This window comes from Thioalkalivibrio sp. ALE17, from assembly GCF_000425605.1.
Classification (GTDB): Bacteria; Pseudomonadota; Gammaproteobacteria; order Ectothiorhodospirales; family Ectothiorhodospiraceae; genus Thioalkalivibrio.
In genome coordinates this window covers 1-21,927 of record NZ_AUDT01000020.1, presented here as the reverse complement: position 1 = coordinate 21,927, position 21,927 = coordinate 1, and the positions used below count along the sequence as shown (strand labels likewise).

The 21,927-nt window shown below is 66.7% G+C and carries 20 protein-coding genes; 7 read left to right on the top strand and 13 right to left on the bottom strand.

The features are described 5' to 3' along the window. Nucleotides 1-154 precede the first annotated feature (154 nt). The 7 genes from H609_RS13980 to mgtE (H609_RS0110395) form a co-directional block, all read right to left on the bottom strand. Nucleotides 155-460 (bottom strand): BrnA antitoxin family protein, encoded by a 306-nt coding sequence (locus tag H609_RS13980; protein ID WP_081659440.1) that lies wholly within the window; start codon nt 458-460, stop codon nt 155-157. Continuing rightward, nucleotides 435-713, bottom strand: coding sequence for a BrnT family toxin (locus H609_RS0110420; RefSeq protein WP_028484927.1), 279 nt, complete (start codon nt 711-713; stop codon nt 435-437). The genes H609_RS13980 and H609_RS0110420 overlap by 26 nt, the downstream gene beginning before the upstream one ends. Nucleotides 714-1,048: 335 nt before the next feature. Beyond that, nucleotides 1,049-1,465 (bottom strand): pilin, encoded by a 417-nt coding sequence (locus H609_RS0110415; protein WP_028484926.1) that lies wholly within the window; start codon nt 1,463-1,465, stop codon nt 1,049-1,051. Between the two features lie 385 nt (nt 1,466-1,850). Then, entirely contained in the window at nt 1,851-2,273 is a 423-nt protein-coding gene (locus H609_RS0110410; protein WP_028484925.1) for a putative toxin-antitoxin system toxin component, PIN family, read from the bottom strand. After that, nucleotides 2,266-2,514, bottom strand: coding sequence for a type II toxin-antitoxin system Phd/YefM family antitoxin (locus tag H609_RS0110405; protein ID WP_028484924.1), 249 nt, complete (start codon nt 2,512-2,514; stop codon nt 2,266-2,268). The genes H609_RS0110410 and H609_RS0110405 overlap by 8 nt, the downstream gene beginning before the upstream one ends. Nucleotides 2,515-2,977: 463 nt before the next feature. Beyond that, nucleotides 2,978-4,336 carry a magnesium transporter gene (mgtE, locus tag H609_RS0110400; protein ID WP_028484923.1) on the bottom strand — a complete coding sequence of 453 codons (1,359 nt, stop codon included), beginning with the start codon at nt 4,334-4,336 and terminating at the stop codon, nt 2,978-2,980. Between the two features lie 12 nt (nt 4,337-4,348). Further along, entirely contained in the window at nt 4,349-5,707 is a 1,359-nt protein-coding gene (gene mgtE / locus H609_RS0110395; protein ID WP_018882408.1) for a magnesium transporter, read from the bottom strand. A gap of 451 nt (nt 5,708-6,158) precedes the next feature. Between mgtE (H609_RS0110395) and H609_RS0110390 the strand changes: the two genes are divergently transcribed. The 3 genes from H609_RS0110390 (at nt 6,159) to H609_RS0110380 (ending at nt 10,689) form a co-directional block, all read left to right on the top strand. Beyond that, nucleotides 6,159-6,875, top strand: a complete 717-nt coding sequence (locus H609_RS0110390; RefSeq protein WP_028484922.1) for an ABC transporter ATP-binding protein — start codon at nt 6,159-6,161, stop codon at nt 6,873-6,875. After that, entirely contained in the window at nt 6,872-9,412 is a 2,541-nt protein-coding gene (locus H609_RS0110385; RefSeq protein WP_028484921.1) for an ABC transporter permease, read from the top strand. The genes H609_RS0110390 and H609_RS0110385 overlap by 4 nt, the downstream gene beginning before the upstream one ends. Nucleotides 9,413-9,549: 137 nt before the next feature. Further along, the gene (locus H609_RS0110380; protein WP_028484920.1) at nt 9,550-10,689 is read left to right on the top strand and encodes a lipocalin-like domain-containing protein; all 1,140 of its coding nucleotides are present in this window, start codon (nt 9,550-9,552) and stop codon (nt 10,687-10,689) included. A gap of 294 nt (nt 10,690-10,983) precedes the next feature. Here H609_RS0110380 and H609_RS0110375 read toward each other — a convergent pair whose 3' ends face one another. Then, on the bottom strand, nt 10,984-11,184 hold the full coding sequence (locus tag H609_RS0110375; protein ID WP_018867271.1) for a PA3496 family putative envelope integrity protein: 201 nt from the start codon (nt 11,182-11,184) through the stop codon (nt 10,984-10,986). 214 nt (nt 11,185-11,398) lie between these two features. On the opposite strand from H609_RS0110375, the gene msrP reads away from it, so the two are divergent. Both msrP and H609_RS0110365 read left to right on the top strand, forming a co-directional pair. Continuing rightward, on the top strand, nt 11,399-12,376 hold the full coding sequence (gene msrP / locus H609_RS0110370) for a protein-methionine-sulfoxide reductase catalytic subunit MsrP (protein WP_028484919.1): 978 nt from the start codon (nt 11,399-11,401) through the stop codon (nt 12,374-12,376). Between the two features lie 12 nt (nt 12,377-12,388). Continuing rightward, nucleotides 12,389-13,036, top strand: a complete 648-nt coding sequence (locus tag H609_RS0110365) for a sulfite oxidase heme-binding subunit YedZ (protein WP_028484918.1) — start codon at nt 12,389-12,391, stop codon at nt 13,034-13,036. A 278-nt stretch (nt 13,037-13,314) separates the two neighbouring features. On the opposite strand, the gene argF is transcribed toward H609_RS0110365, so the two are convergent. The 3 genes from argF to H609_RS0110350 all read right to left on the bottom strand — a co-directional run bounded on the left by argF (nt 13,315) and on the right by H609_RS0110350 (nt 16,121). Further along, complete coding sequence (argF, locus tag H609_RS0110360; RefSeq protein ID WP_028484917.1) at nt 13,315-14,244, bottom strand: ornithine carbamoyltransferase; 930 nt, start codon at nt 14,242-14,244, stop codon at nt 13,315-13,317. Next, entirely contained in the window at nt 14,241-15,437 is a 1,197-nt protein-coding gene (locus tag H609_RS0110355; RefSeq protein ID WP_018867275.1) for an acetylornithine transaminase, read from the bottom strand. Before H609_RS0110355 ends, argF begins: the two co-directional genes overlap by 4 nt. A gap of 102 nt (nt 15,438-15,539) precedes the next feature. Continuing rightward, entirely contained in the window at nt 15,540-16,121 is a 582-nt protein-coding gene (locus H609_RS0110350) for a superoxide dismutase (RefSeq protein ID WP_018876850.1), read from the bottom strand. 172 nt (nt 16,122-16,293) lie between these two features. On the opposite strand from H609_RS0110350, the gene H609_RS0110345 reads away from it, so the two are divergent. Beyond that, on the top strand, nt 16,294-17,796 hold the full coding sequence (locus H609_RS0110345; protein ID WP_018876849.1) for a DASS family sodium-coupled anion symporter: 1,503 nt from the start codon (nt 16,294-16,296) through the stop codon (nt 17,794-17,796). Nucleotides 17,797-17,975: 179 nt separating this feature from the next. Beyond that, nucleotides 17,976-19,886 (top strand): methyl-accepting chemotaxis protein, encoded by a 1,911-nt coding sequence (locus H609_RS0110340; RefSeq protein WP_028484916.1) that lies wholly within the window; start codon nt 17,976-17,978, stop codon nt 19,884-19,886. Between the two features lie 430 nt (nt 19,887-20,316). Here H609_RS0110340 and H609_RS0110335 read toward each other — a convergent pair whose 3' ends face one another. Both H609_RS0110335 and H609_RS0110330 read right to left on the bottom strand, forming a co-directional pair. After that, nucleotides 20,317-21,144 carry an amidohydrolase family protein gene (locus H609_RS0110335; protein ID WP_028484915.1) on the bottom strand — a complete coding sequence of 276 codons (828 nt, stop codon included), beginning with the start codon at nt 21,142-21,144 and terminating at the stop codon, nt 20,317-20,319. Nucleotides 21,145-21,166: 22 nt separating this feature from the next. Further along, complete coding sequence (locus H609_RS0110330; RefSeq protein ID WP_018867280.1) at nt 21,167-21,601, bottom strand: glutathione S-transferase N-terminal domain-containing protein; 435 nt, start codon at nt 21,599-21,601, stop codon at nt 21,167-21,169. Between the last annotated feature and the right edge of the window lie 326 nt (nt 21,602-21,927).

Here is a 21,927-nt window from a genome sequence, read left to right as displayed (position 1 = left end):
TGAAGGTTTTCAGGAGCACGGCAAGCAAACTGGGTGTGCCTGCGGTTCCGGTATGCCCTCGCAGGGACCGGCCGAGGAAGTTGGGCGGCCGAGGAAAGTGGGTGTCCCAGAAGGCCCGTTCCAGAAGGCCCGGCCCCTGCCGCAGAGCCGAGCACTAACGATTATTAGAAGTCGGGCTATGGTCCTTGAGCCAGTCTTTCAAAGCCGAGTCCATTCGCGTCTGCCAACCCTTTCCGGTGGCGCGGAATGCTTCCACGACGTCTGGCGACAGACGGATCGTGATGCGCTCTTTAGTCACAGGCAGAGGTGGGCGACCGACGCGTCGCAGGGCTTTCGTCTCGTCTTCGGAAGGCTCCCGGGTCTCTGAATCGGCATCGATTCCGGCCTGAATGGACGATTCCTCGTCGGAGTCGTTCAAGTCGACCCGACGACCGCTACGTAGCGTTAGTGATTTCGACATAACGCGCAATCTCCCGGTTGTTGGCTTTGCGCAGGCTGATGATTCTCCGCACGGATGCCCGATCGGTGAACACGACGCAATACAAGCGGTTGCCCATCAATGCATATCCGAGCATTCGGCACTCGCCGTAGCTCTTCCGACGGTCTTCCATGGCCAGGAGCGTATCCCATTCGAGGCTCAGGGCATCGCCAAGTGAGACCCCGTGTTTCGCGAGGTTCGCAGCGTCCTTGTCTGCGTCAAACTCGATCTCCATTGACTTATTGTATGTACAAGAATCGGTGCGCGCAATCGCGAGAGCCGGATCCACTCGGAAGGGAACGGAATTCGTGTCTCCTGGCGGTCGGTCCTGGACACGCCACGGCGGCGACCCAGGTGGATCCTGGTCGATTTGGGGGGGTGAGGGAGTGCGGGATGTAGCAGCGGAGTCTGAGCCAGGCGGCTTCGGCGAATCGGGCTTATGTCCACAAAGTGGGTGTCCCAGAGGATTCGATGACAAAGTGGGTGTCCCAGAGGATGCCCCAAAGAAAAAGCCCCGACGCAAGGCCGGGGCTTCAGAACTAATCGGCTGTCCTTTGCCTATTCACTTGTTTAGTTGCGGCAATTGGACGGAACGTACTGGTGAACGGACGAATCGGACGTGCAATCCCAAGCGATCCCGCCATCGGTAGCGTCTGGGGTAAAGGTGACAGCTACGTCCCCTCGGCTCGTGGTAGTGGTCGCTGTAACTGCTCCATTAGTGTCATCGCAGGCCAGCGCGGTATCCCCTGCCCCGTCGGTGTTTACGCCGGCGCAATAGTCAATGTCGTCCGGATCAGTCGCGGACACGATGTTTTCCGACACGGTGGCGCGGGCACCTCCTGCGAGGTTGATGCCCTCGGACACTTGCGCACGTGCGGTGTAATCCTGATAAGCCGGCAACGCAATCGCCGCCAGAATCCCGATGATCGCCACCACGATCATCAGTTCGATAAGCGTAAAGCCCTTTTGGGCGGTCTTCTTCTGCATGGTCGTACTCCCTTGATGTGATGAAAGCTGGGCCGGAGGCCCGGCCACCCCGTGGGCAGCTGTCTGAGTAGAAGCAATGGGTGTGCCAGGAACATCAGAACCCGGATAAACAGCGCTGTGTGGCCATTCGGTTTGGGGTTTGGGGCACGACATACGGCGGTTCAGATGTGTCACGTGACAAAAATGGTCACCCCAAGTGACGCGGGTGGTCAGTTCCTTTGGGGGTTTTGTCACTGGAGGCGACCCCGGCTCTTCGCAGCGCGGTGGCCGGTGGGCCGGGGGTGCGACGGGGTGGATTACGCGCTGGCAGGTGCTTCGCCGCCAAGGAGGCTCCTACAGGGTGGACAAGGCTCTGCCCGACAAGTGGCTTTGGTGCGGGTGCGGTTCAGCGCTCGGTGATGAGATCGACGGGTCGGAGGATGCGGATGCTGTGGAAAGGATCGAGGTCGAGCAGGTCGGCGTCTCCGGTGACGATGGCATGGGCCTCGCCGTGGACGGCGACTTCGAGGAACTTGTCGTCTTTCGGGTCACGACAGGCCGTGATCGGGGTGGTGATCGTAACGAACCGTGCAATGCCACCCAGCAGGCGGATGAACTGCTGTCGCTCCGCCTGGCTGATGTAGGGATCGAATCTGGGGCGCGAGAGAACCTGGACGAGCTCTTCGAGGGTGGCCTCCGAGACCAGGAGGATGCCGCGGTCGAGTGCGTGGTCAACGGCCTGCGCCGCGGGGCCGGACGGAACCAGGAGGCGACTGACGAGCAGGTTGGTGTCCAGCACCCAGCGGCCCTGCCGCTTGGACTCAGTCATCCGCGAGCAGTTGGTCGAGTTTTTCCTGGGTCAGGCCGGCCGTTTCGGCCTTGCCACTGATCTGGTCGCAGAACCGGCGGAACTCATTCACGTTCAGGTGGACCAGGCGCTCGTATTCTTCGGGCGAAAGGACCACGGCCACATCGCGTTTCTGGCGCTGGATGATGACGGGCTCCTTGCGCGCGGATTCGATGACGCCGGCCAGGCCCTGCTTGGCTTCGCTTGCGCTGACGGTACGCATGTCGGTTCCTTTCTGTCTATTAGGTACAGATTGTACAAAATAGTTAGGGGTGGCGCTATCGGTTAGGGGTGGCGCTATCGCCGGCGGTATCGGGTTCAGGCGGTCGGTTCGTGGATTGGATCGCTGATGTGGGCCTCGGGGGCTGTTGCCGATTTCGTCGTTGTTCTGGGTGGTCCTCGGTGGTGGTGCGGGATGCGGTGGGTTTCGCTCATCGGTGGAGATCCCGGCTCTTCGCTTCGCTGCGGCCGGGATGATGAAGTCTGTTGGCCGGGTGATGTGGGGGCAAGGTTCGCGGCGTTTTCCGGATTCGGCTTTGGCAGGGGCTTCGCGGGCAAGCCCGCTCCCACAAGGGCGTTGCCAGAAGGGGGCGCCCGCGGGGAGGGTGGTGTTTCGGTGCCGGCCTGGCGTTGGCAGGGGCTTCGCGTGCGTGCACGCTCCTACAGGGAGGACGGGGGCTGCGGAGCTAGAGGCCGAGGATGGCGACGGCGGTGGCGAAGTAGATGGTGATGCCGACGACGTCGACGACGGAGGTGATCAGCGGGGCGCTGGCGACGGCCGGGTCGACGCCGAAGCGGGTGAGGGTGAAGGGGAGTAGCAGGCCGAACATGGAGCCGAACAGGACGACCAGGAACATGCCCAGCGCGATGGCGTTGGCGACCTCGAGGCTGCCGAGCCAGTTGCCGGAGAGCCAGATGGCGCCGGCGAGGGTGGCACCCAGGGCGGAGGAGACGAGGATTTCCTTGCCGCCCAGGCGCCACCAGTCCTGGAGCTTGATGTCGTTGGTGGCCAGTGAGCGCACCACGAGCGTGGAGGCCTGGGCGCCGGCGTTGCCCCCGGTGGCGATGACCATGGGCAGGAAGAAGATCAGCGCGACGACGGTCTCGATGGCGGCCTCGAAGTGGGCGATGGCCATGCCGGAGAGGATGTTCACGGCGACCAGGATCACCAGCCAGCCGATGCGCTTGCGGTAGAGGAGCTGCATGCTGGCGTCGCGCAGAGAGAGCACGACGTCGCCGACCGCGGCCATGCGGTGGAAGTCCTCGGTGGTCTCCGCGCGCAGCACGTCCATTACGTCGTCGACGGTGATGATGCCGAGGAGGTGGCCGTCGTCGTTCACGACCGGGAGCACGTCCAGGTCGTAGTGGGAGATGCGGTGGGCGGCCTCTTCGCGGTCTTCCTCCGCCGCGATGCTGACGACGTCCGTGTGCATGCGTTCGCGCACGCTGGTGGAGGGACGCGACAGCAGCAGTTCTTTCAGGCGCACCCAGCCGAGCAGTTCGCCGTTGGGTGTGATCACGAAGATGGTGTTGACGGTCTCGGCCAGATCGCTGTGTTCCCGCAGGTGGTCCATAGCCTCGGCCACGGACCAGTCCGGCTGGACGGTGGCGAACTCGGGCGTCATCAGGCGCCCGGCGCTCTCCTCCGGGTAGCCGAGCAGAGTCTCCAGGGCCTCCTGGTCGTCGTCCGGAAGGGTCTCGAGCAGGGATTCGGCCTCTTTGTCCTCCAGGCCGTCGATGACGGACACGGCATCGTCGTAGGACAGCGCGGCGACCAGGCGGCTGGCGTGCGCGTCGTCCAGCGCTTGGAACACCCGGGACTGGTGGTCCGGTTCCAGGTGGGCGTAGATGTCCGCCGTGCACTCGACGTCGAGGCGCTGGAAGAAGGCCTCCATCCGCTCGGCCGGCAGGGCCTCCAGCGCGTCGGAGAGGTCCGGCGCGGCGTAGGAGCCGCAGATTGCCTGCAGGACGTCCGCCTCCGGTTCGTCCAGGGCGTCGGCGATCACCTGCGGCAGGGTCTCGAGATCGGGTTCGGTGGCGCTCATGCGCGGGTTCTCTTACGGAGTCGCCAGGCCGAGCAGGGCTACGGCCAGCGAGAAGTAGATCAGGATACCGCCGATGTCGGCGAGCGAGGTGACCAGCGGGACGCTGGCCGTGGCCGGATCGAGGCGGAGCTTGTTCAGGACCACCGGCAGGAGCATGCCGAGGATGCTGGCCACGGTGACGATGACGGTCATGGCCAGGGCGACCAGCAGTGCGATCTCCGGACCGCCGCGCCACAGGCCGACCAGCGAGACCGCCACGCCCATGCTGACGCCCAGGGTCACGGAGACGCCCATCTCCTTGGCCCACAGCTTGAGCCAGTCGCGGGCGGTGACCTCGCCAGTGGCCATGGCACGCACCATCAGCGTGGAGCTTTGCGCGCCGGCGTTACCACCGGAGGCGATCAGCAGCGGGAGGAAGAACACCAGTACCACCACCGCTTCGATGATCTCTTCGTACTGCGAGATCATCATGGCGCCGATGGTATTGAAGGCCACCAGGCCCAGCAGCCAGCCGATCCGCTTGCGATAGAGCAGGAACGGGCTCGCCTCCTGCGGCGACAGGGGCAGGGTGCCCACCGAGCCCAGCTTGTGGAAGTCCTCGGTGGATTCGGCCTCGATCAGGTCCATTACGTCGTCCACCGTGACCACGCCCAGCAGCTCGCCGGTCTCGCCGACGACGGGAAGGGTCTCCAGGTCGTAGTGCTGGATGCGGCGGGCGGCCTCCACCGCGTCTTCGGAGACCGCGATGGTAATCGGCTCGCCCTCGTCCAGCAGGTCGCGCACCGGGCTGTCGGCACCGGCGCGCAGGAAGTGGCGGATGGGCACGGCGGCCAGGAGGACGCGGTCCTGGTCGACCACGAAGATCACGTTGTTGGAGTGCTCGTCGGCGTTGCGGCGGATGAACGCCAGGGCGCGCTTGAGTGTCCAGTCCGGGTCCACCGCGACCACGTCCGGCGACATCACGCGGCCGACCGAGTCCTCCGGATAGTTGAGCTGCTTGAGCGCGCGGCGGATCGCCCGGAACGGCAGCAGGCGCAGGTAGCCGCGCAGGGTGTCCGGGTCCAGGGTCTGCAGCAGGGCGGTGAGGTCGTCCGCCTCCATCTCGGAGAGGATGAAGCGGGCATCCTCGCGCGGGGAGGCCTCCAGCAGGCGGATCTGATGTGCCGTGTCGAGGTAGGCGAACACGTCCGCCTTGCGCCCGGGCGGCAGCAGGTTGAACACGGCGCAGAGGTCATCGTCGCCCAGCTCCATCAGCGCGTGGGCGATATCCTGCACGCGCATGTAGTCGAGCAACTCGTGGAGCCCGTCGCGGTCGTCCAGACGCAACAGCTCCTTCAGCTCGATGATGGACTGTTCGAGGTGAAGCTCCATGCCCTTCTCCCGGCGGCATCGGGGCGCTCGGAGTGGACTGTGCTCGGGCACAGACCGGCGAGGCGCCGCACGGATGCGGTGGATGGTCCAGGTTCGGGTCGGGCTGGGCCCGGCCGCTCCCGGCTCTTTGATCAAAGAGGCCTGACGGAAGCGACCGGTCGGGGAACGGGCGCTTGCCGCTAGGCGCGGATAGATCGACTTCGTGATCGACGTTTCAAGGCGTGTTCCCGCGTGTGGAGATGCTGCTTATTCTAACGGATGACGGGCCTCAATCAACCGCTTGTGCGGGGTTTTGAAACATTCATCTACTCTTCATGGTCTGCAGGGGGGCAGAGGGTGTGGGGTGTTCAATGAGGATTGTTCGCCTGCGAGCAGGCTCCTACGGGGGGCTTCCCCTGCCGGGTAGGAGCCTGCTCGCAGGCGAAGATTCGTGTGATTGAGAAGGTGTGCGATGGAGCAACAAGGCTCGGTAGAAGGCGCGGTGCTGTCGCTGACCGATGTGGCGTTTGCCTACCCCGGCGAGGGGGAGGTGCTGCATGGGGTGGATTTCGCGCTTCGCGCCGGGGAGCGGGTGGCGATCGTCGGCGAAAGCGGCAGCGGCAAGTCCACCCTGCTGCATCTCGCGGCCGGGCTGGAGGCGGCGGCGCGCGGCCAGGTGCACCTTACGGGGCAGGCGCTGGCGGGGCTGGACGAGGCGGCGCGCACGCGCCTGCGGCGGGGCCGCGTGGGGATCGTGTTCCAGTCGTTTCACCTGATTCCGACGCTGACCGTGCTGGAGAATGTGATGCTGCCACTGGAGCTGGCCACGGACTTCGGTGCGGGCGAACGCCGCGAGCGCGCCGCGGTGCAGCTGGAGGCGGTGGGGCTGGGCGACAAGGGCGCGCGGTATCCGGAGGCCCTGTCCGGGGGCGAGCAACAACGCGTCGCGATCGCGCGGGCGCTGGTGCACGAACCCGCGCTGATCCTGGCGGACGAGCCCACCGGCAACCTCGACTCGCGCACCGGCGAGACGGTGTTTGCCCTGTTGCTGGAGCAGGTTCGGGCCACCGGTTGTTCGTTGCTGCTGGTGACCCACAGTCATGAACTGGCGGGTCGGCTGGACCGGGTCCTGACCATGCGCGACGGGCTTCTGCAGTCGGCCGGTTCCACGGAAGCCGCTCCCGCATGAGCCTTCTGGTCCTGCGAGCCTGGCTGCGCGACTGGCGCCGGCGGCCGCTGCAGCGGTTGCTGACGCTGGTGGGGGTGATCATTGGCGTGGCCGTGGTGCTCGCGGTGGACCTGGCGAACCAGTCGGCCCAGCGGGCGTTTGACCGCTCCATGGATGAGGTTGCAGGCGCTGCGACGCACCAGCTACTCGGGCCGGCAAGCGGGTTCGACGAGGCCTTCTACCGCGAGCTACGCATGGCCGGGTGGCGCGATACCGCTCCCATCGTGGAGGGGCCGGCCCGTTTGCCGGACGGCAGCACGATCTATGTGCTGGGCGTCGATCCGCTGGCCGAGGGGCCGTTTCGCGGCGCGGCTTCGGATATCGGCGATGCCCCGGTGCAGCGGCTGGTGACCGAGCCGGGGACGATTCTGCCGCCGGTGGGCTGGTTCCGCGATTCGGGCCGGGCTCACGAGTCGCGTGTGACGCTGGAGGCGGCGGGGGGTGAGCGCGAGGTGACGGTCATTGATCGCGCGGCCGAGCGTGACCAGGCGGACGCCGCGACCGATGAGGGTGGTGGCTCGCTCTGGGTGACGGATATCGCCACGGCGCAGGGGCTGCTCGACCGACTGGGGCGTCTGGACCGGATCGATGTGCGGCTGACGGATGCCGAGGTCGATGTGCTGGCCGAAACTCTGCCCGCCGAACTGGAGCTGGTGCCGGTGGAGAGCCGGGGGCAGGCCGCGCGCGAGCTGGCGCAGGCATTTCGCACCAACCTGACGGCGATGAGCCTGCTGGCACTGCTGATCGCGGCGTTCTTGATCTACAACACGCAGACCTTTGCCGTGCTCCGGCGCCGCGAAGTGATCGCGAGTCTGCGCCTGGTCGGTGTGGGCCGGCGGGCGATCTTCGGCGTGGTGTTGCTGGAGGCGTTGCTGGTCGGCGTGATCGGGACGCTGCTGGGCGCGCTACTGGGCATTGCGCTGGCGCAGGTGCTGGTGGCGCAGGTGGCGCAGACCGTCACGGATCACTTCTTCGCGGTGGCAGTAACCGGGGTGACGCCGCGCCCGCTGGCCCTGGGGGCGGTGTTCCTGCTGGGAGTGGGGCTCTCGCTGTTGGCGGCGCTGGCCCCAGCCTGGGAGGCGGCGCGCGCGGCCGGTGCGGGCAGCACGGGGCGCGGGGGGCTGGAGCGCCGTGCCCGTCGCTGGGCGGCATGGCTGGCTGTGCTGTCCATCGCGCTGCTGCTCGCGGGGGGTGGCTTGATCGTCACCGGGGCGGGGGCGCTGATGGGCGGCTTTGTGGCGTTGTTCCTGCTGATTGCCGGTTTTGTACTGCTGTTGCCCTGGGTGCTGGCGTGGACGCTGCGCGGGCTGGCGGCGCTGGTTCGCGGGGTGACCCTGCCGCGCATCGCGGTGCGTAGCCTGGAGCGCAGCCTGTCGCGCAGCGCGCCTGCTACGTCGGCGCTGACCCTGGCGCTGGCGGCAGCGATCGGCGTGGCGGTGATGGTCGGCAGCTTTCGCGGCAGCGTGGAGCAGTGGCTGGGCCAGGCACTGACGTCGGATCTTTACGTGGTGCCCGCGGCGCCGGCTTCGGCGCGCGGTGGTGCGCGTCTGCCCGAGGACTGGACGGCCGACCTGGTGGCGCGCTCGGGGGCCGTGTCGGTCAGTACCGGGTCCAGTCAGGAGGTGGTCAGCGAGCGCGGCCTGGTCAATCTCTATGTGGTGCGACCGCATGCCAACTGGCTGGATTATCTGCCGCTTTTGGAGAGCACGGTGGCGCGTGAAGCGCTGGGGGAGCGGCTCGCGACGGAGGATGCGGTGCTGGTGACCGAGCCGTTTGCGGCGCACCACGACGTTCGGCCGGGGGATCGGCTGTCGCTGGCGGTGCCCGGCGGCCAGCGCCCCTTCGAAGTCCTCGGGATCTACCGTGATTACGGCAACCCGAGCGGTACTGTGCTGATGACCCAGGCGGCCTTTGTCCGGGCGGGCATGCCACCCGATGGAGTGGGGTCGTTCGGGCTGCGGCTGCCGGCGGGAGTGGATGTGGAAGCGGTCGTGGAACGCCTGGAAGCCTGGCTGGCAGAGCAGGACCGCGCGGCGCTGGTGACGCGCCCGGGCGATATCGAGCAGGAGTCGATGGCGATCTTCGACCGGACGTTTGCCATTACCCATTTGCTGCGGGTGATCACGCTGGTGGTGGCCTTCATCGCGATCCTGGGCGCGCTCATGGCATTGCAGATGGAGCGGGCGCGCGAGTTCGCCACGCTGCGCAGCCTCGGGCTGTTGCCCGGGGGCGTGCGTAGTCTGGTCGTGCTGCAGGGCGGGGTACTCGGCACGTTTGCCGCGCTGGCGGCGATCCCGCTGGGGTTGGGCATGGGCTGGCTGCTGATCGAGGTGATCAATCGCGAGGCCTTCGGCTGGGGGATGGACCTGCGTCTGCCCTGGGACGAGGTGGTCGAGACCGTGCTGCTGGGGATCGGAGCGGCATTGCTGGCCTCGGCCATCCCGGCGTGGCGAATGGCGCGCATGCGGCTGGTACCGGCCCTTAGAGAGGTGCCGTGATGGACTGGATGAGGCGTTGGTTGGGACATGTGGGAGCGGGCTTGCCCGCGAATGGGGTTTGGCAGGGTCCAGCGCGGGCAGGGGCTTCGCCTGCAAGCAGGCTCCCACTGGGGCTGCGCCTGCGCCTGCGGGTGGTTATGGTGCTGATGATGGTGGGGGTGTTGGGCGCCTGCGGGGGTGTGGATCCGCCCGAGACCGATGCTCCGGGGGTGACCGGATTGCGGGTGGGCGAGGCCCTGGGCGGGGAGGAGACGGACGGGTTCCGGCGTGCGGATGCGCCGCGGGTGTTCGAGTTTCCGCGTGATCACGGGCCGCACCCGGGGTTTCGCAACGAGTGGTGGTATGTGACCGGCAATCTCGACGGGCCGGAGGGCGAGCGGCTGGGCTTTCACATCACCTTCTTCCGCGTCGGGCTGGCGCCGGAGCTGGCGGGGGATGCGCACTGGCACGACTCGGCCTGGGCCAGCCCGGATATCTGGATGGCGCATACGGCGGTGATCGATCGCGAGGCCGGGCACCATGCCTCCGAGGAGCGTTTCGTACGCGACGGGGCGGGGCTGGCCGGGGCCACGGAGCCGGTCGGCCGGGTCTGGGCCGAGGGCTGGCAGCTGGCCGATCTGGACCGGGATCGCTGGACGCTGGACTTCAGCGTGGACGGCTACCGGCTGGCGCTGGAACTGAAGCCCCAGCGCGGCCCGGTCCTCCAGGGCGAGGCGGGGCTCAGCCAGAAGGGCCCGGAGCCGGGCAATGCCTCCTACTACTACTCCATGCCCCGTATCGCGGTGCGCGGGGAGGTCGAGCGCGCGGAGCGCGGGCCCCTGGCGGTGACCGGTCAGGCCTGGATGGACCGCGAGTGGAGCACCAGTGCGTTGTCCGAGGATCAGGTGGGCTGGGACTGGTTCGCGCTGCAGTTCGACGACGGGCTGGACGTGATGTACTACCAGCTGCGCAAGGAGGGCGGGGAGCCGCACCCATTGTCCAAGGGCCGCTGGATGCCGGCGGACGCCGAAGATCGGCTTCTGGAGCCCGATCAGGTCGAACTGGAACCCCGGCGCTGGGCCACACAGCCCTCCGGCAATCGCTATCCGGTGGAGTGGGCTATGCGCATCGCGCCGCCGGACGGCTCGGCCGCGCGCGAATTCACCGTGCGCGCGATCCGCGACGAACAGGAGATGGATACCGTGATCCGCTACTGGGAGGGCGCCGTGGATATCCTCGATCCGGACGGTGAGGCGATCGGGCGAGGCTTTGTGGAGCTGACGGGGTACGAGGACTAGGGCGTTTCGACCACAGAGCGCACAGAGGACACAGAGAACAGCCAGGTCAAAAGCGAAAAGCTTTCACAGGAAGATTGGAAGATCGGAAGGTTTTTTGGGTCCGGCAGTGCTGCGTCGGAGGCAGGATCAGCCCTCGCGCGCTGGGGGTGCCCGGGCGCCCCACAACAACCCTTCCTACCTTCCAATCTTCCTGTTAATCGCTTTCGACCCGGCCTCTCTCCGTGTCGTCTGTGCCCTCTGTGGTGCAACAGGGCGGCCTGCAGGCGAGGGGTGGCGCGAGGCCACCCCGGGGGGTTACCAGTCCATCGCCTCGTGCGGGATGTCGAGGTCGAAGTCGTCCTGAAGATGGGCGCGCAGGGCGCGTTCCTCCATCAGGCGTTCCAGGGTGCGGCGGGCGGCGTGACGCGCCGGGCCGCGGTCGTTCACGAGCTGAGTGTCGAACAGGCTGGCGATCTCGTCGGCGCCATCGGCCGCATCATCGATCGTCGGGTCCATTGTCGGGTCTCCTGACAAGCCGGCCGGGCCACCCCGGACTGCGGTATCAGAAAAGCCTTATATATCGTTTCGGCCGGCCCGCAAGCAGAAAATTCTTATTGTTCCTCGTTTTCCCTTATGGAGTACGCGATCCGAACTCGAGCGGGCGCTGCTGGTCCATGGTGCACGAGTGGCGGCGTTTCCCGTCGCCGCCGAACAGTTGCGAGGGCAGGCCATGCTGATCCGCACCCGACGTCGTTCCGAGTGTTCCCGTAGCGAAATTACGCCGCCGGAGATCTACGCGCGGCGGCGCGATTTCCTGCGAACGGGGATCGGGCTGGGCGCTGGTCTGGCGCTCGGTGGGCTGGGCGCGGCGCTGCCGGCCTCCGCCGCTCTGCGGCGGTATCCGCTGGAATTCGAACCCAGCGATTTCTCGACCGACGAGTCGAAGACCTCGTACGACGAGATCACCAGTTACAACAACTTCTTCGAGATGGGCCCGGGGAAGGGGGATCCGAAGACCTACGCCGATCAGCTGAAGACCGATCCCTGGACGATCACGGTGGACGGGCTGTGCGACAACCCGGGTGAGTACGCGGTGGAGGACTTCATCAGCCCCTGGTCGCTGGAGGAGCGCATCTATCGCATGCGCTGTGTGGAAGGCTGGTCGATGGTGATCCCCTGGATCGGCTTCGAGTTGAACCGCATCATCGAGCAGGCGCAGCCGCGCGGGGGTGCGCGCTACGTGGCGTTCGAGAGTATTCACGACCCCGAAAACCTGCGGGGGCAGCGGCCCCGGCGCCGGGCCAGTTCCGGTGGTTTGCAGTGGCCCTATACCGAGGGCCTGCGCCTGGACGAGGCGATGCACCCGCTGACCATCCTCGCGGTTGGTCTGTACGACGAGGTGCTGCCCAACCAGAACGGGGCGCCGATCCGGCTGGTGGTGCCGTGGAAGTACGGCTTCAAGAGCATCAAGTCCATTCAGCACATCCGCTTCGTCGAGGACCAGCCACCGACCCTGTGGAACCAGGCGCAGCCTGACGAGTACGGCTTTTACAGCAACGTGAATCCGGACGTGGATCATCCGCGCTGGTCGCAGCGCACCGAGCGCCGCATCGGCGAGTTCCGGCGCCGGCGCACGGAGATGTTCAACGGTTACGGGGACGAGGTGGCGTCGCTGTACGAGGGCATGGACCTGCGCGAGCACTTCTGACGGGATGGGGGCATGACCGCCACAACCCGTCGAGCCCGGTCCCGTCCGCCCACCGGGGTGTGGTGGGCCGTCCTGCTGGTGGCGCTTCTGCCGGCCATGTGGATCGGCTTGCGTACGCTTGGCTGGTTCGGCGGGTTGGGTGTGAACCCGATCGAGAAGCTGCTGGAGCTATCCGGCACGCACGCGATGATCGCGCTGCTGGTGGCGCTGGCGGTGACCCCGCTGCGGCGGATGACCGGGCTGGCGTGGCTCACCCGGTTGCGGCGGATGCTGGGGCTGGTCGCGTTCGGTTACGTGACCGCGCACGCCCTGATCTGGCTTGGGGTGGATCTGTTCTTCGACTGGGAACTGGTGCTCTACGACCTGACCGAGCGCCCGTTCGTGATGGTCGGCTTCGCCGCCTGGGTGATCCTGCTGGCGCTGGCGGTCACCTCCACCGATGGTGCCCAGCGCTGGCTCAAGAAAGGGTGGGTCTGGCTGCACCGCGGGGTGTACGTGGCCGGCGTACTGGCTATCCTGCATTTCCTGTGGCTCGCGCGGGCTGACTACGCCGAGGTGGCCCTGTACGCGGCCATCCTGGCCTTCCTGCTCGGCTGGCGCGTCGTCTACCGCTGGCAGACCCGCCGGCGTCTCCAGGCCCGCCGCCGCGCGCCCGCCTGAACGCCCCGATTCAAGGTCAAGGGCTTTTTGTTCACCACGAAGCACACGAAGGCACGAAGAAGGGCAGAAGGCTTGTAACCACAGAGTTCACAGAGAACACGGAGAACGGTCGCAATAACAGAGAATTTTCGAAGCTGCCGAGGGGCAGTAGAGCTACGGGCCATAGCCCGGGCCTGTCACCCTTAGACCTGCTCCGAGTCCTCTGTGCCCTCCGTTGTAAATCGCCCTTGACCTGGCCCTTCTTCGTGCCTTCGTGTGCTTCGTGGTGAAAAAAGCCCTTACGAGACGCGCTGACCGGCGTTGAGGGTGATGAGGAACTCGAGCAGGGCCTTCTGGGCGTGGAGGCGGTTTTCGGCCTCGTCCCAGACGACGCTCTGCGGGCCTTCCAGGACCTCGGTGGAGACCTCTTCCTCTCGGTGTGCCGGCAGGCAGTGCATGAACAGCGCATCGTCGTTGGCGAGCCGCATCAGGTCGGCATCGACGAAGAATCCGGAGAAGGCCCGGCGGCGGGCGCTCTTTTCCTGTTCCTGCCCCATGCTGGCCCAGACGTCGGTGACGACCAGATCCGCACCCTCGGCGGCGGCGCGGGCATCGCGGGTCAGCTCGAAGTGTTCGCGCGTGGTATCGACCACACTGGGCTCCGGGTCGTAGCCCTCGGGGCAGGCGGCCACCAGCTGGAAGCCCAGCAGGCGCGCGGCGTACATGTAGCTGTGGCACATGTTGTTGCCGTCGCCGATCCAGGCGACGCGCTTGCCGCGGATGTCGCCGCGATGCTCGAAGTAGGTCTGCAGGTCGGCCAGCAGCTGGGCCGGATGCTCGAGATCGGTCAGGCCGTTGATCACCGGCACCGTGGCGTGCTTGGCGAACAGCTCGATCTTTTCGTGTTCGTAGGTGCGGATCATCACGCAGTCGACCATGCGCGAGAGCACGCGGGCGGTGTCCTCGATCGGCTCGCCGCGCCCCAGCTGGGTGTCGCGCGGGGACAGGAACAGGGCGTTGCCGCCCAGCTGCTGCATGCCCACTTCGAACGACACGCGGGTGCGGGTGGAGGACTTCTCGAAGATCATGCCGAGCGTCTTGCCGCGCAGCAGGTCGTCGTGGTGCTCGCCGGCCTTCAGTTGCTGCTTGAGCTCGATGGCGCGCTGCAGCAGGGCCCGGGTTTCGTCGCCGGAGAGATCCAGGAACGAGAGGTAGTGGCGTGGGTTCATGCGGAGACCTCGTTGGCTTGGGGCGACGCCAGGAACGCGTCCACCAGGTCGGCTACGGTTACGGCGATCTGTTCCACCTGGTCGTCGTCGATGATCAGCGGCGGCAACAGGCGAATGACCCGATCCGCGGTCACGTTCAGGATCAGCCCCCGCTCCAGCGCCGCCATGACCAGCTCGCCGGCCGGGCGGTCCAGTTCGACCCCGATCATCAGACCGCGGCCACGCACGGCGACGACGCCCGCATGGTCCGCGAGGCGGTCGCGCAGTCGGTTCAGCAGGAGCTCGCCCTGACGGGACGCCTGTTCGCACAGGGCCTCGTCCTGCATCACATCGAGTACGGCCAGCGCCGCCCGGCACACCAGCGGGTTGCCGCCAAACGTGGTGCCGTGCATGCCCGGGCTGAAGAGCTCGCGGGCGGCACCGGCCACCAGATTGGCGCCAATGGGGATGCCGTTGCCGAGACCCTTGGCCAGGCTGACCACATCCGGGGTGATGCCCTCGTGCTGGAAGGCGAACCAGTGCCCGGTACGGCCGATGCCGGCCTGGATCTCGTCCAGCATCAGCAGCCAGCCGTGCTGGTCGGCCAGTTCGCGCAGGCGGCGCAGGTAGCCGGGCGGCGGGACATGGATGCCGCCCTCGCCGGTGACCGGCTCCACCAGGATCGCGACGACGTCCGGGTCGGCCGCCAGGGCTTCGACGGCCTCGGCGTCGCCGTGGGGCACATGCACAAAGCCCGATACCAGCGGCTCGAATCCGGCCCGGACCTTCGCGTTGCCGGTGGCGGACAGGGTGGCCATGGTGCGGCCATGGAAGCTGCCCTCCATCACCACGATCTTCGGCTCGGCGATCCCGCGGGCACGGCCATGCAGGCGGGCGAGCTTGATCGCCGCCTCGTTGGCCTCGGCCCCCGAGTTGCAGAAGAAGGCGCGATCCATGCCGGACAGCGCGCACAGGCGCCGCGCCAGCTGTTCCTGCAGCGGGATGCGGTAGAGGTTGGAGGTGTGCACCAGGGTGCTGGCCTGGTCGCAGACGGCCTGGGCGACCTTGGGATGGGCGTGGCCAAGGCCACACACCGCGATCCCCGACAGGGCGTCGAGATAGCGCTTGCCGTCGGTATCCCACAGCCAGGCACCCTCGCCGCGTTCGAAGGCAACCGGCAGGCGCTTGTAGGTGTTCTGCAGGGCGTCGCTCATGGGGTTCTCCGAAACCAAAGAGCCGGCGGAGGGCCGCCGGCTCGATGAAAGGCGCGGCCGCGTCATGCGGCCAAAGGCGCCTAGTTTAGTCCGCTTGGGACTTTACTTCATCTGCTGGGCCACAAAGTCCCAGTTCACCACGGCCCAGAAGTTCTCGAGGTACTTCGGGCGGGCGTTGCGGTAGTCGATGTAGTAGGCGTGTTCCCAGACGTCGCAGGTCAGCAGCGGGGTCTTGCCGTCGCGCAGCGGGTTCGCGGCGTTGGAGGTGTTGACGATCTCCACCGAGCCATCACTGTTCTGCACCAGCCAGGTCCAGCCGGAGCCGAAGTTGCCAACGGCGGACTCGTTGAACTTCTCCTTGAAGGCGTCGAAGGAGCCGAAGGCGCTGTTGATGGCATCGGCCAGCTTGCCCGAGGGCTCGCCGCCGGCGTTCGGGGCCATGCAGTTGAAGTAGAAGGTGTGGTTCCAGACCTGGGCGCCGTTGTTGAAGATGCCGCCGGCCGGGGCCTTCTTGATGATGTCTTCCAGCGTGGCGTTTTCGAACTCGGAGCCCGGCAGCAGGCCGTTCAGCTTGGTCACGTAGGTCGCGTGGTGCTTGTCGTGATGGTATTCCAGCGTCTCGGCGGAAATGTGCGGCTCCAGCGCGTTCTTGGCGTAGGGCAGATCGGGCAGTTCGTAGGCCATGAAAGACTCCTTGGACAGTGTCGTGAGAAACTGCTGTGGCAGCGTTCCGAAACGGGCACGCCGCATAACGGGACAACGATAGTCACGTTGCCCGGACGATGCAATTTCCGATGGTACGGGTTGGTTTTGGCCCGGGCCGTATACCCTGATGTTTGACCGACGAAAGAGGCCCATGGCAGCGACCGAGGACACGGCAGGGCAACGCGACACCCAACCGGAAAAGACCCCTCCGGTGAACTGGCGCGGGCGCATCGGTCTGTTGCTGGGGCCGGCGATCTTCGCCATCTTCCTGCTGGTACCGGCCCCGGCGGGGTTCGATCCGGCGGCCTGGCGGGTGCTGGGCCTGACGTTGTTCATGGCGACCTGGTGGATCAGCGAGGCCCTGCCGCTGCCGGTGACGGCGCTGCTGCCGATCGCGGTCCTGCCGGTGCTCGACATCGTGCCCATGGACGAGGCCACCGCGCCGTACGCGAATCCGATCATTTTCCTGTTCATGGGCGGCTTCGCCATTGCCCTGGCCGTGCAGCGCTGGGATCTCCACCGGCGCATGGCGCTGGCGATCGTGGCGCGCGCCGGCAATCGCCTGCATGTGCTGGTGGGGGCCTTCATGCTGGCCACGGCGGGGTTGTCCATGTGGGTCAGCAATACCGCGACGGCGGCCCTGATGCTGCCGATCGCGCTCTCGGTGCTGGGGCTGATCGAGCGTGGCGCGTCGCCACAGGGGCCGGACATGGAGTCGCGGCGCCCGGCCCTGGCGCTCCTGCTGGGCATCGCGTTCGCCGCGAACATCGGGGGCATGGCGACCATCATCGGTTCGCCGCCGAATGCCCTGACGGCCGCGTACCTCGGGGATCGCCACGGGATGGAGATCGGGTTCCTGGAATGGATGACCCTGGGGCTGCCGCTGGCGGCGGTGCTGCTGGCCCTTGCGTGGTGGTCGCTGACCCGCTGGGTGTTTCCGGTGCACCGGGTGGAGCTGAACGGTCTGCGCGCGCTGCTGGACGAACAGCGCGCGACCGTGGGCCCCTGGTCGGTCGCGGAAAAGCGGGTGGCCGGGGTGTTTCTGCTGGTTGCGCTGGCCTGGCTGACACGGCCGCTGCTCGAGGGCTGGCTACCGATCTCGCTGACCGATGCCGGCATCGCGATCCTCGGGGCCGGGTTGCTGTTCCTGGTGCCGTCGGGCTCGCGCGAACAGCGCCGGCTGCTGAGCTGGGACAATACGCGCGAGCTCCCCTGGGGCGTGCTGTTGCTGGTAGGCGGGGGCTTGAGCCTGGGTGCGGCGATCGAGTCCAGCGGGCTGGCGGAGCTGGCGGCGGATGCCCTGGTGATCGCCCAGGCCTGGCCGCTGATCCTGATCATGGCCGGGGTGGCGCTCCTGACCATGACCCTGAGTCATGTGACGAGCAATACCGCCACAGCGGCCACGCTGTTGCCGCTGGTGACCGCGTTCGCGCTGAGCATGGACGTGCCCGTACTGCTGCTGGCCCTGCCGGTGGCGTTTGCCGCGTCGGTGGCCTTCATGCTGCCGGTGGCGACGCCACCCAACGCCATCGTGTTCGCCAGCAACCGGCTGCGGGTGCTGGACATGGTGCGTGGCGGGGCCTTGCTTTCGGTGCTGGCGCTGGTGCTGATCAGCCTGGTGGTCTACGTGTTTGCCGAGATTCTGTTGTTGTAGCCCGTCTGAGCGCGGAGGCCGGAAGCGGCCTACCGAGGGAATCTTGTCCCCTGAGAACCTGTGGGGAAGAAAGCACTTTGGTATTCAAGTTTTAGGATTCGCCGCCGCTAGGAAGGACGACTGACCTGAATCTTGATTCTGAAGCCGGCCGTGACCGGTGCAGGAAAGGACGCGCAGACATGTTTGACAATATCCGGATTGGTGTACGGCTCATGGTGGGCATCATCGGCGTGGTCGTACTCGCCGTGGTGCTGACGCTGGTCGTGGTGATGAACGCCCTGGGCACGATGGCGGACCGGGCCGAGCAGCGCGAGCTGAACGACCTGGCCGGACAGTTGCTGGATCGGCTGGACCAGGAGGCGGCGCGGGCCACGGCGATGGCCGAGACGGTCGCCCGCATCCCGGATGTCCAGGAGGCACTGGCCACGGGCGATCGCGAACGGCTGGCTGCGATGACCGTGCCGACCTTCGAGTCGCTGAGCACGGACTACGGGGTGCGCCAGTACCAGTTCCATACGCCGCCGGCGACGTCCTTCCTGCGCGTGCATCGTCCGGACCGCTTCGATGACGACCTGTCCGGCTTCCGCCAGACCGTGGTCGATACCAACAATAACCAGGCGCCGATCTCCGGTCTGGAAGAGGGTGTGGCGGGCCTCGGGATTCGAGGTGTCGTGCCGATCGCCCATAACGGTGAGCACGTGGGCTCGGTGGAGTTTGGCCTGTCCTTCGGTGATCCCTTCTTCGAGCAGTTTACCGAGGAGCTGGGGGCGCCGGTCGCGCTGTACCTGCGGGACGACGGACGTTTCAGCCGCTTTGGCGGCACCATCGATGGCGAGGCCACCTTCAGCGCCGCCGAGATGCGCGAGGTGCTCGGTGGCGAGCGACACGTGCGCAACGTGACCTACCAGGGCAAGCCGATGGCGGTGATCGCGCGGCCGGTGATGGACTTCTCCGGGGACGCGGTGGGCGTCCTCGAGCTGATGGTCGATCGCAGTGCCTATGTCGACATGGCGCGCAATGCCACAGGTACCGTGGTGATGGTCGGCGTGATTGCGGTGGTCCTGGGCGCGCTGCTGGCCTGGTTCCTGACGCGCAGCATCGTGCGGCCGTTGTGCCAGACCGTGGACCGGCTGAACGACATCGCTAGTGGCGAAGGGGACCTGACGCGTCAGCTGAAGGTATCCGGCAAGAACGAGCTGGGGGATCTCTCCATCGCTTTCAATAACTTCGTGGAGAAGATCCGGGTGCTGATCCAGCAGGTGGCGGCCGGTTCCGACCAGGTAGCGGCCGCGGCCAACGAGCTGTCCGCGACCAGCGAGGAGACCAACGAGCAGGTCCGCCGCCAGAAGGCGGAGACCGACCAGGTCGCCACCGCGATGAACGAGATGACGGCCACCGTGCAGGAAGTGGCCCGGAATGCGGCGGACGCCGCCGCCGCCGCGCAGACCACCGATCAGGATGCGAACGCCGGCCAGCAGGTGGTGCAGAAGACGGTCACCGCGATCAATGGCCTGTCCACTCAGGTGGACAGCGCCGCCGAGGTGGTCAGTCGTCTGTCGCAGGACGCCGAGGAGATCAACAAGGTCCTCGAGGTGATCGGCGACATTGCCGATCAGACCAACCTGCTGGCGCTGAACGCGGCGATCGAGGCCGCCCGCGCCGGCGAGCAGGGTCGCGGCTTCGCGGTGGTGGCGGACGAGGTGCGCACGCTGGCCAGCCGCACCCAGGACTCGACCCACGAGATCCAGCAGATGATCGAGCGGGTCCAGACCGGCACGCGCGAGGCGGTGCAGGCGATGGAAGACGGCCGTGCCAAGGCCCACGAGAGCGTGGAGCAGGTGAACCTGGCCGGCGAGTCGCTGGTCGCGATTACGCAATCCGTCACCCGCATCAGCGACATGAACACGCAGATCGCCAGCGCCGCCGAGGAACAGTCCACGGTGGCCGAGGAGATCAACCGCAACGTGGCCAACATCACCGAGGTGCTGGATCAGACCGCGTCGGGTTCGGAGCAGATCCGCAATGCGTCCGAGGAGCTGTCCAAGCTGGCCTCCGAGCAGCAGCAGCGCGTGGGTCAGTTCAAGGTCTGATCACGATCAGGTGCCGGGATCCGAGCCCGCCATCCTTTTGGGGTGGCGGGCTTTTTCATGCGTGTGTGGTTGAACGGCTTGGTTCACCACGAAGTGCACGAAGGCACGAAGAAGGGCTGGGTCGAGGGCGAAAACCGGTCTACAGGAAGAGGAGAAGATTGGAAGCGAGATTGATGGGGTAGTGGATCGGGCACGGTCTGACGGGGAGGGTTGGTCGGAGGGCTGGTGCTCGAGCGGACGCGGGCGGGGGCTTCGCGGGCGAGCCCGCTCCCACAGGGGGCTCGGCCGGCGGGCTGGACGGGTCACGGCGTCGGCCAGGCCCCGGGCGGTTTTAGCCGATTCATCCTTCGAATCTTCCGGTCTTCCTGTGAACCGCCCTTGTCCTGGCCTTTCTTCGTGCCTTCGTGCGCTTCGTGGTGAATCCAGGGCTTTACGGAGCGGGGAAGAGCCGTTCGCCGTTTTCGAAGGCGATCGCGCGGGCGACGTCCTCGGGGAGTTGTTCCAGCCAGGCGCGGGTCTCGTCCTTCAGGCGCGTGTACTGTTCCCAGCGGGTGCGCGTGAAGGTGTCCACGCCGATCATGAAGCGGTCGGGGTGGGCCAGGAAGAGCTCGAACCAGGCGTCGTCGATCTGGCCGCCGGGATTGATGCGCGGGTTGCGCATGGACAGGTCCATGTTCATGCGCGGGTGGCGTTCGAGGTAGTCCTGCACCAGCGGCGGGTACGCGTAGCTGCCGGCATGGGCCCAGAGGATGCGGACCTCGGGATGGGTCGCGTAGGCGTGGTCGATTACGGCGGGGTCGCCGTGGATCATGATGGTGAGGTCGCGCGCCACGGCCAGGTCCAGCAGCTGCTCGAAACCGGGGGCGAAGCGGTCATCCGCCAGGATATGGAACTCGCCCAGGCCGCGCCATTTCACGTCGGATTCATCGAGCATGCGGGCGACGCGGTCGCCGAGATCCTCGACGTGCATCCAGTCCATCTTCTTGCCCAGCCGCTGCGAAACCTCCAGGAACGGCACGATGCGCGTATCGGACCCGGCCTTGAGGCGGCGGATCAGGTCGTCTTCGGGGGCCATGACGATGGCGCTGCGCACCTGGTTGGCGGCCAGGGTGCGCGCGACGTCGCTAATGCCGAAGTGCGCGGCCTCGGCCGGCCGGTAGTGCAGGTGGGCGTCAAAGATCGGTGAAGCGGCGCTGGCCGCCGCGAACGGCAGGGTCAGCAGGAGCGCGAGCAGGGAACGACGGATGGAGTGATACATGGTCTTCGGCTGTCGCTCCGGGTCAGGAACGCGGCGGGGCGTCGGTGGCGGCGGCCGGCGCGGCTTGTTGCGGATCGAAGCGCTCGCGCAGGTAACGGATGATCGCGTCGGATTCGTACAGCCAGCGCACCGAGTGGTCGTCTTCCTCGATGCGCAGGCAGGGTACCTGAAGGCGCCCGCCCTCGTTCTGCAGCTCCTCGCGCCAGGGCCCGGCGGCCTGGGCGTTGCGCAGTTCGATGTCCAGCGAAAGCCGCTGCATCGCGCGTCGGGCCTTGATGCAGAACGGGCAGGCCGGGAAGTGATAGAGGGCCAGATGGCGAGTTTGCTCGTCGACCCGGGCCTGTTCGGCCGGGTCGCGCTCGATGCCGCGCGGGCGCGAGACGCGCTCCCCGATCAGCATGAAAGGGGTCAGGATCAGGCGTACGCCGCGGAAGAAGGTTCGGATCAGGAATCGCATGCGGAAAGCATGCCACAGGAGCCCGACGGCGTTACAGCATCCCGACGGCCGGAGTGTTAGTCATGCTGTTGCAAGGGCGGTTTAAGGGCGGATTCACCACGAAGCGCACGAAGGCACGAAGAAGGGGCGGGTCAAGGGCGGAGAATCGATTTACAGGAAGAGGGGAAGATTGGAAGAGATATGGATCGGGTAATGGGTCTGGCAGGGTCCGGCGGGGAGGGGTGTTTTGAAGAGGGTGTCAATTTTTCTGTGTAAGTGGGGTTAGGTCGGCATCCGTTCGGGGAACAGGATGATGAACTGGTTGAGGGCCTGGCGCCAGTTGTGGA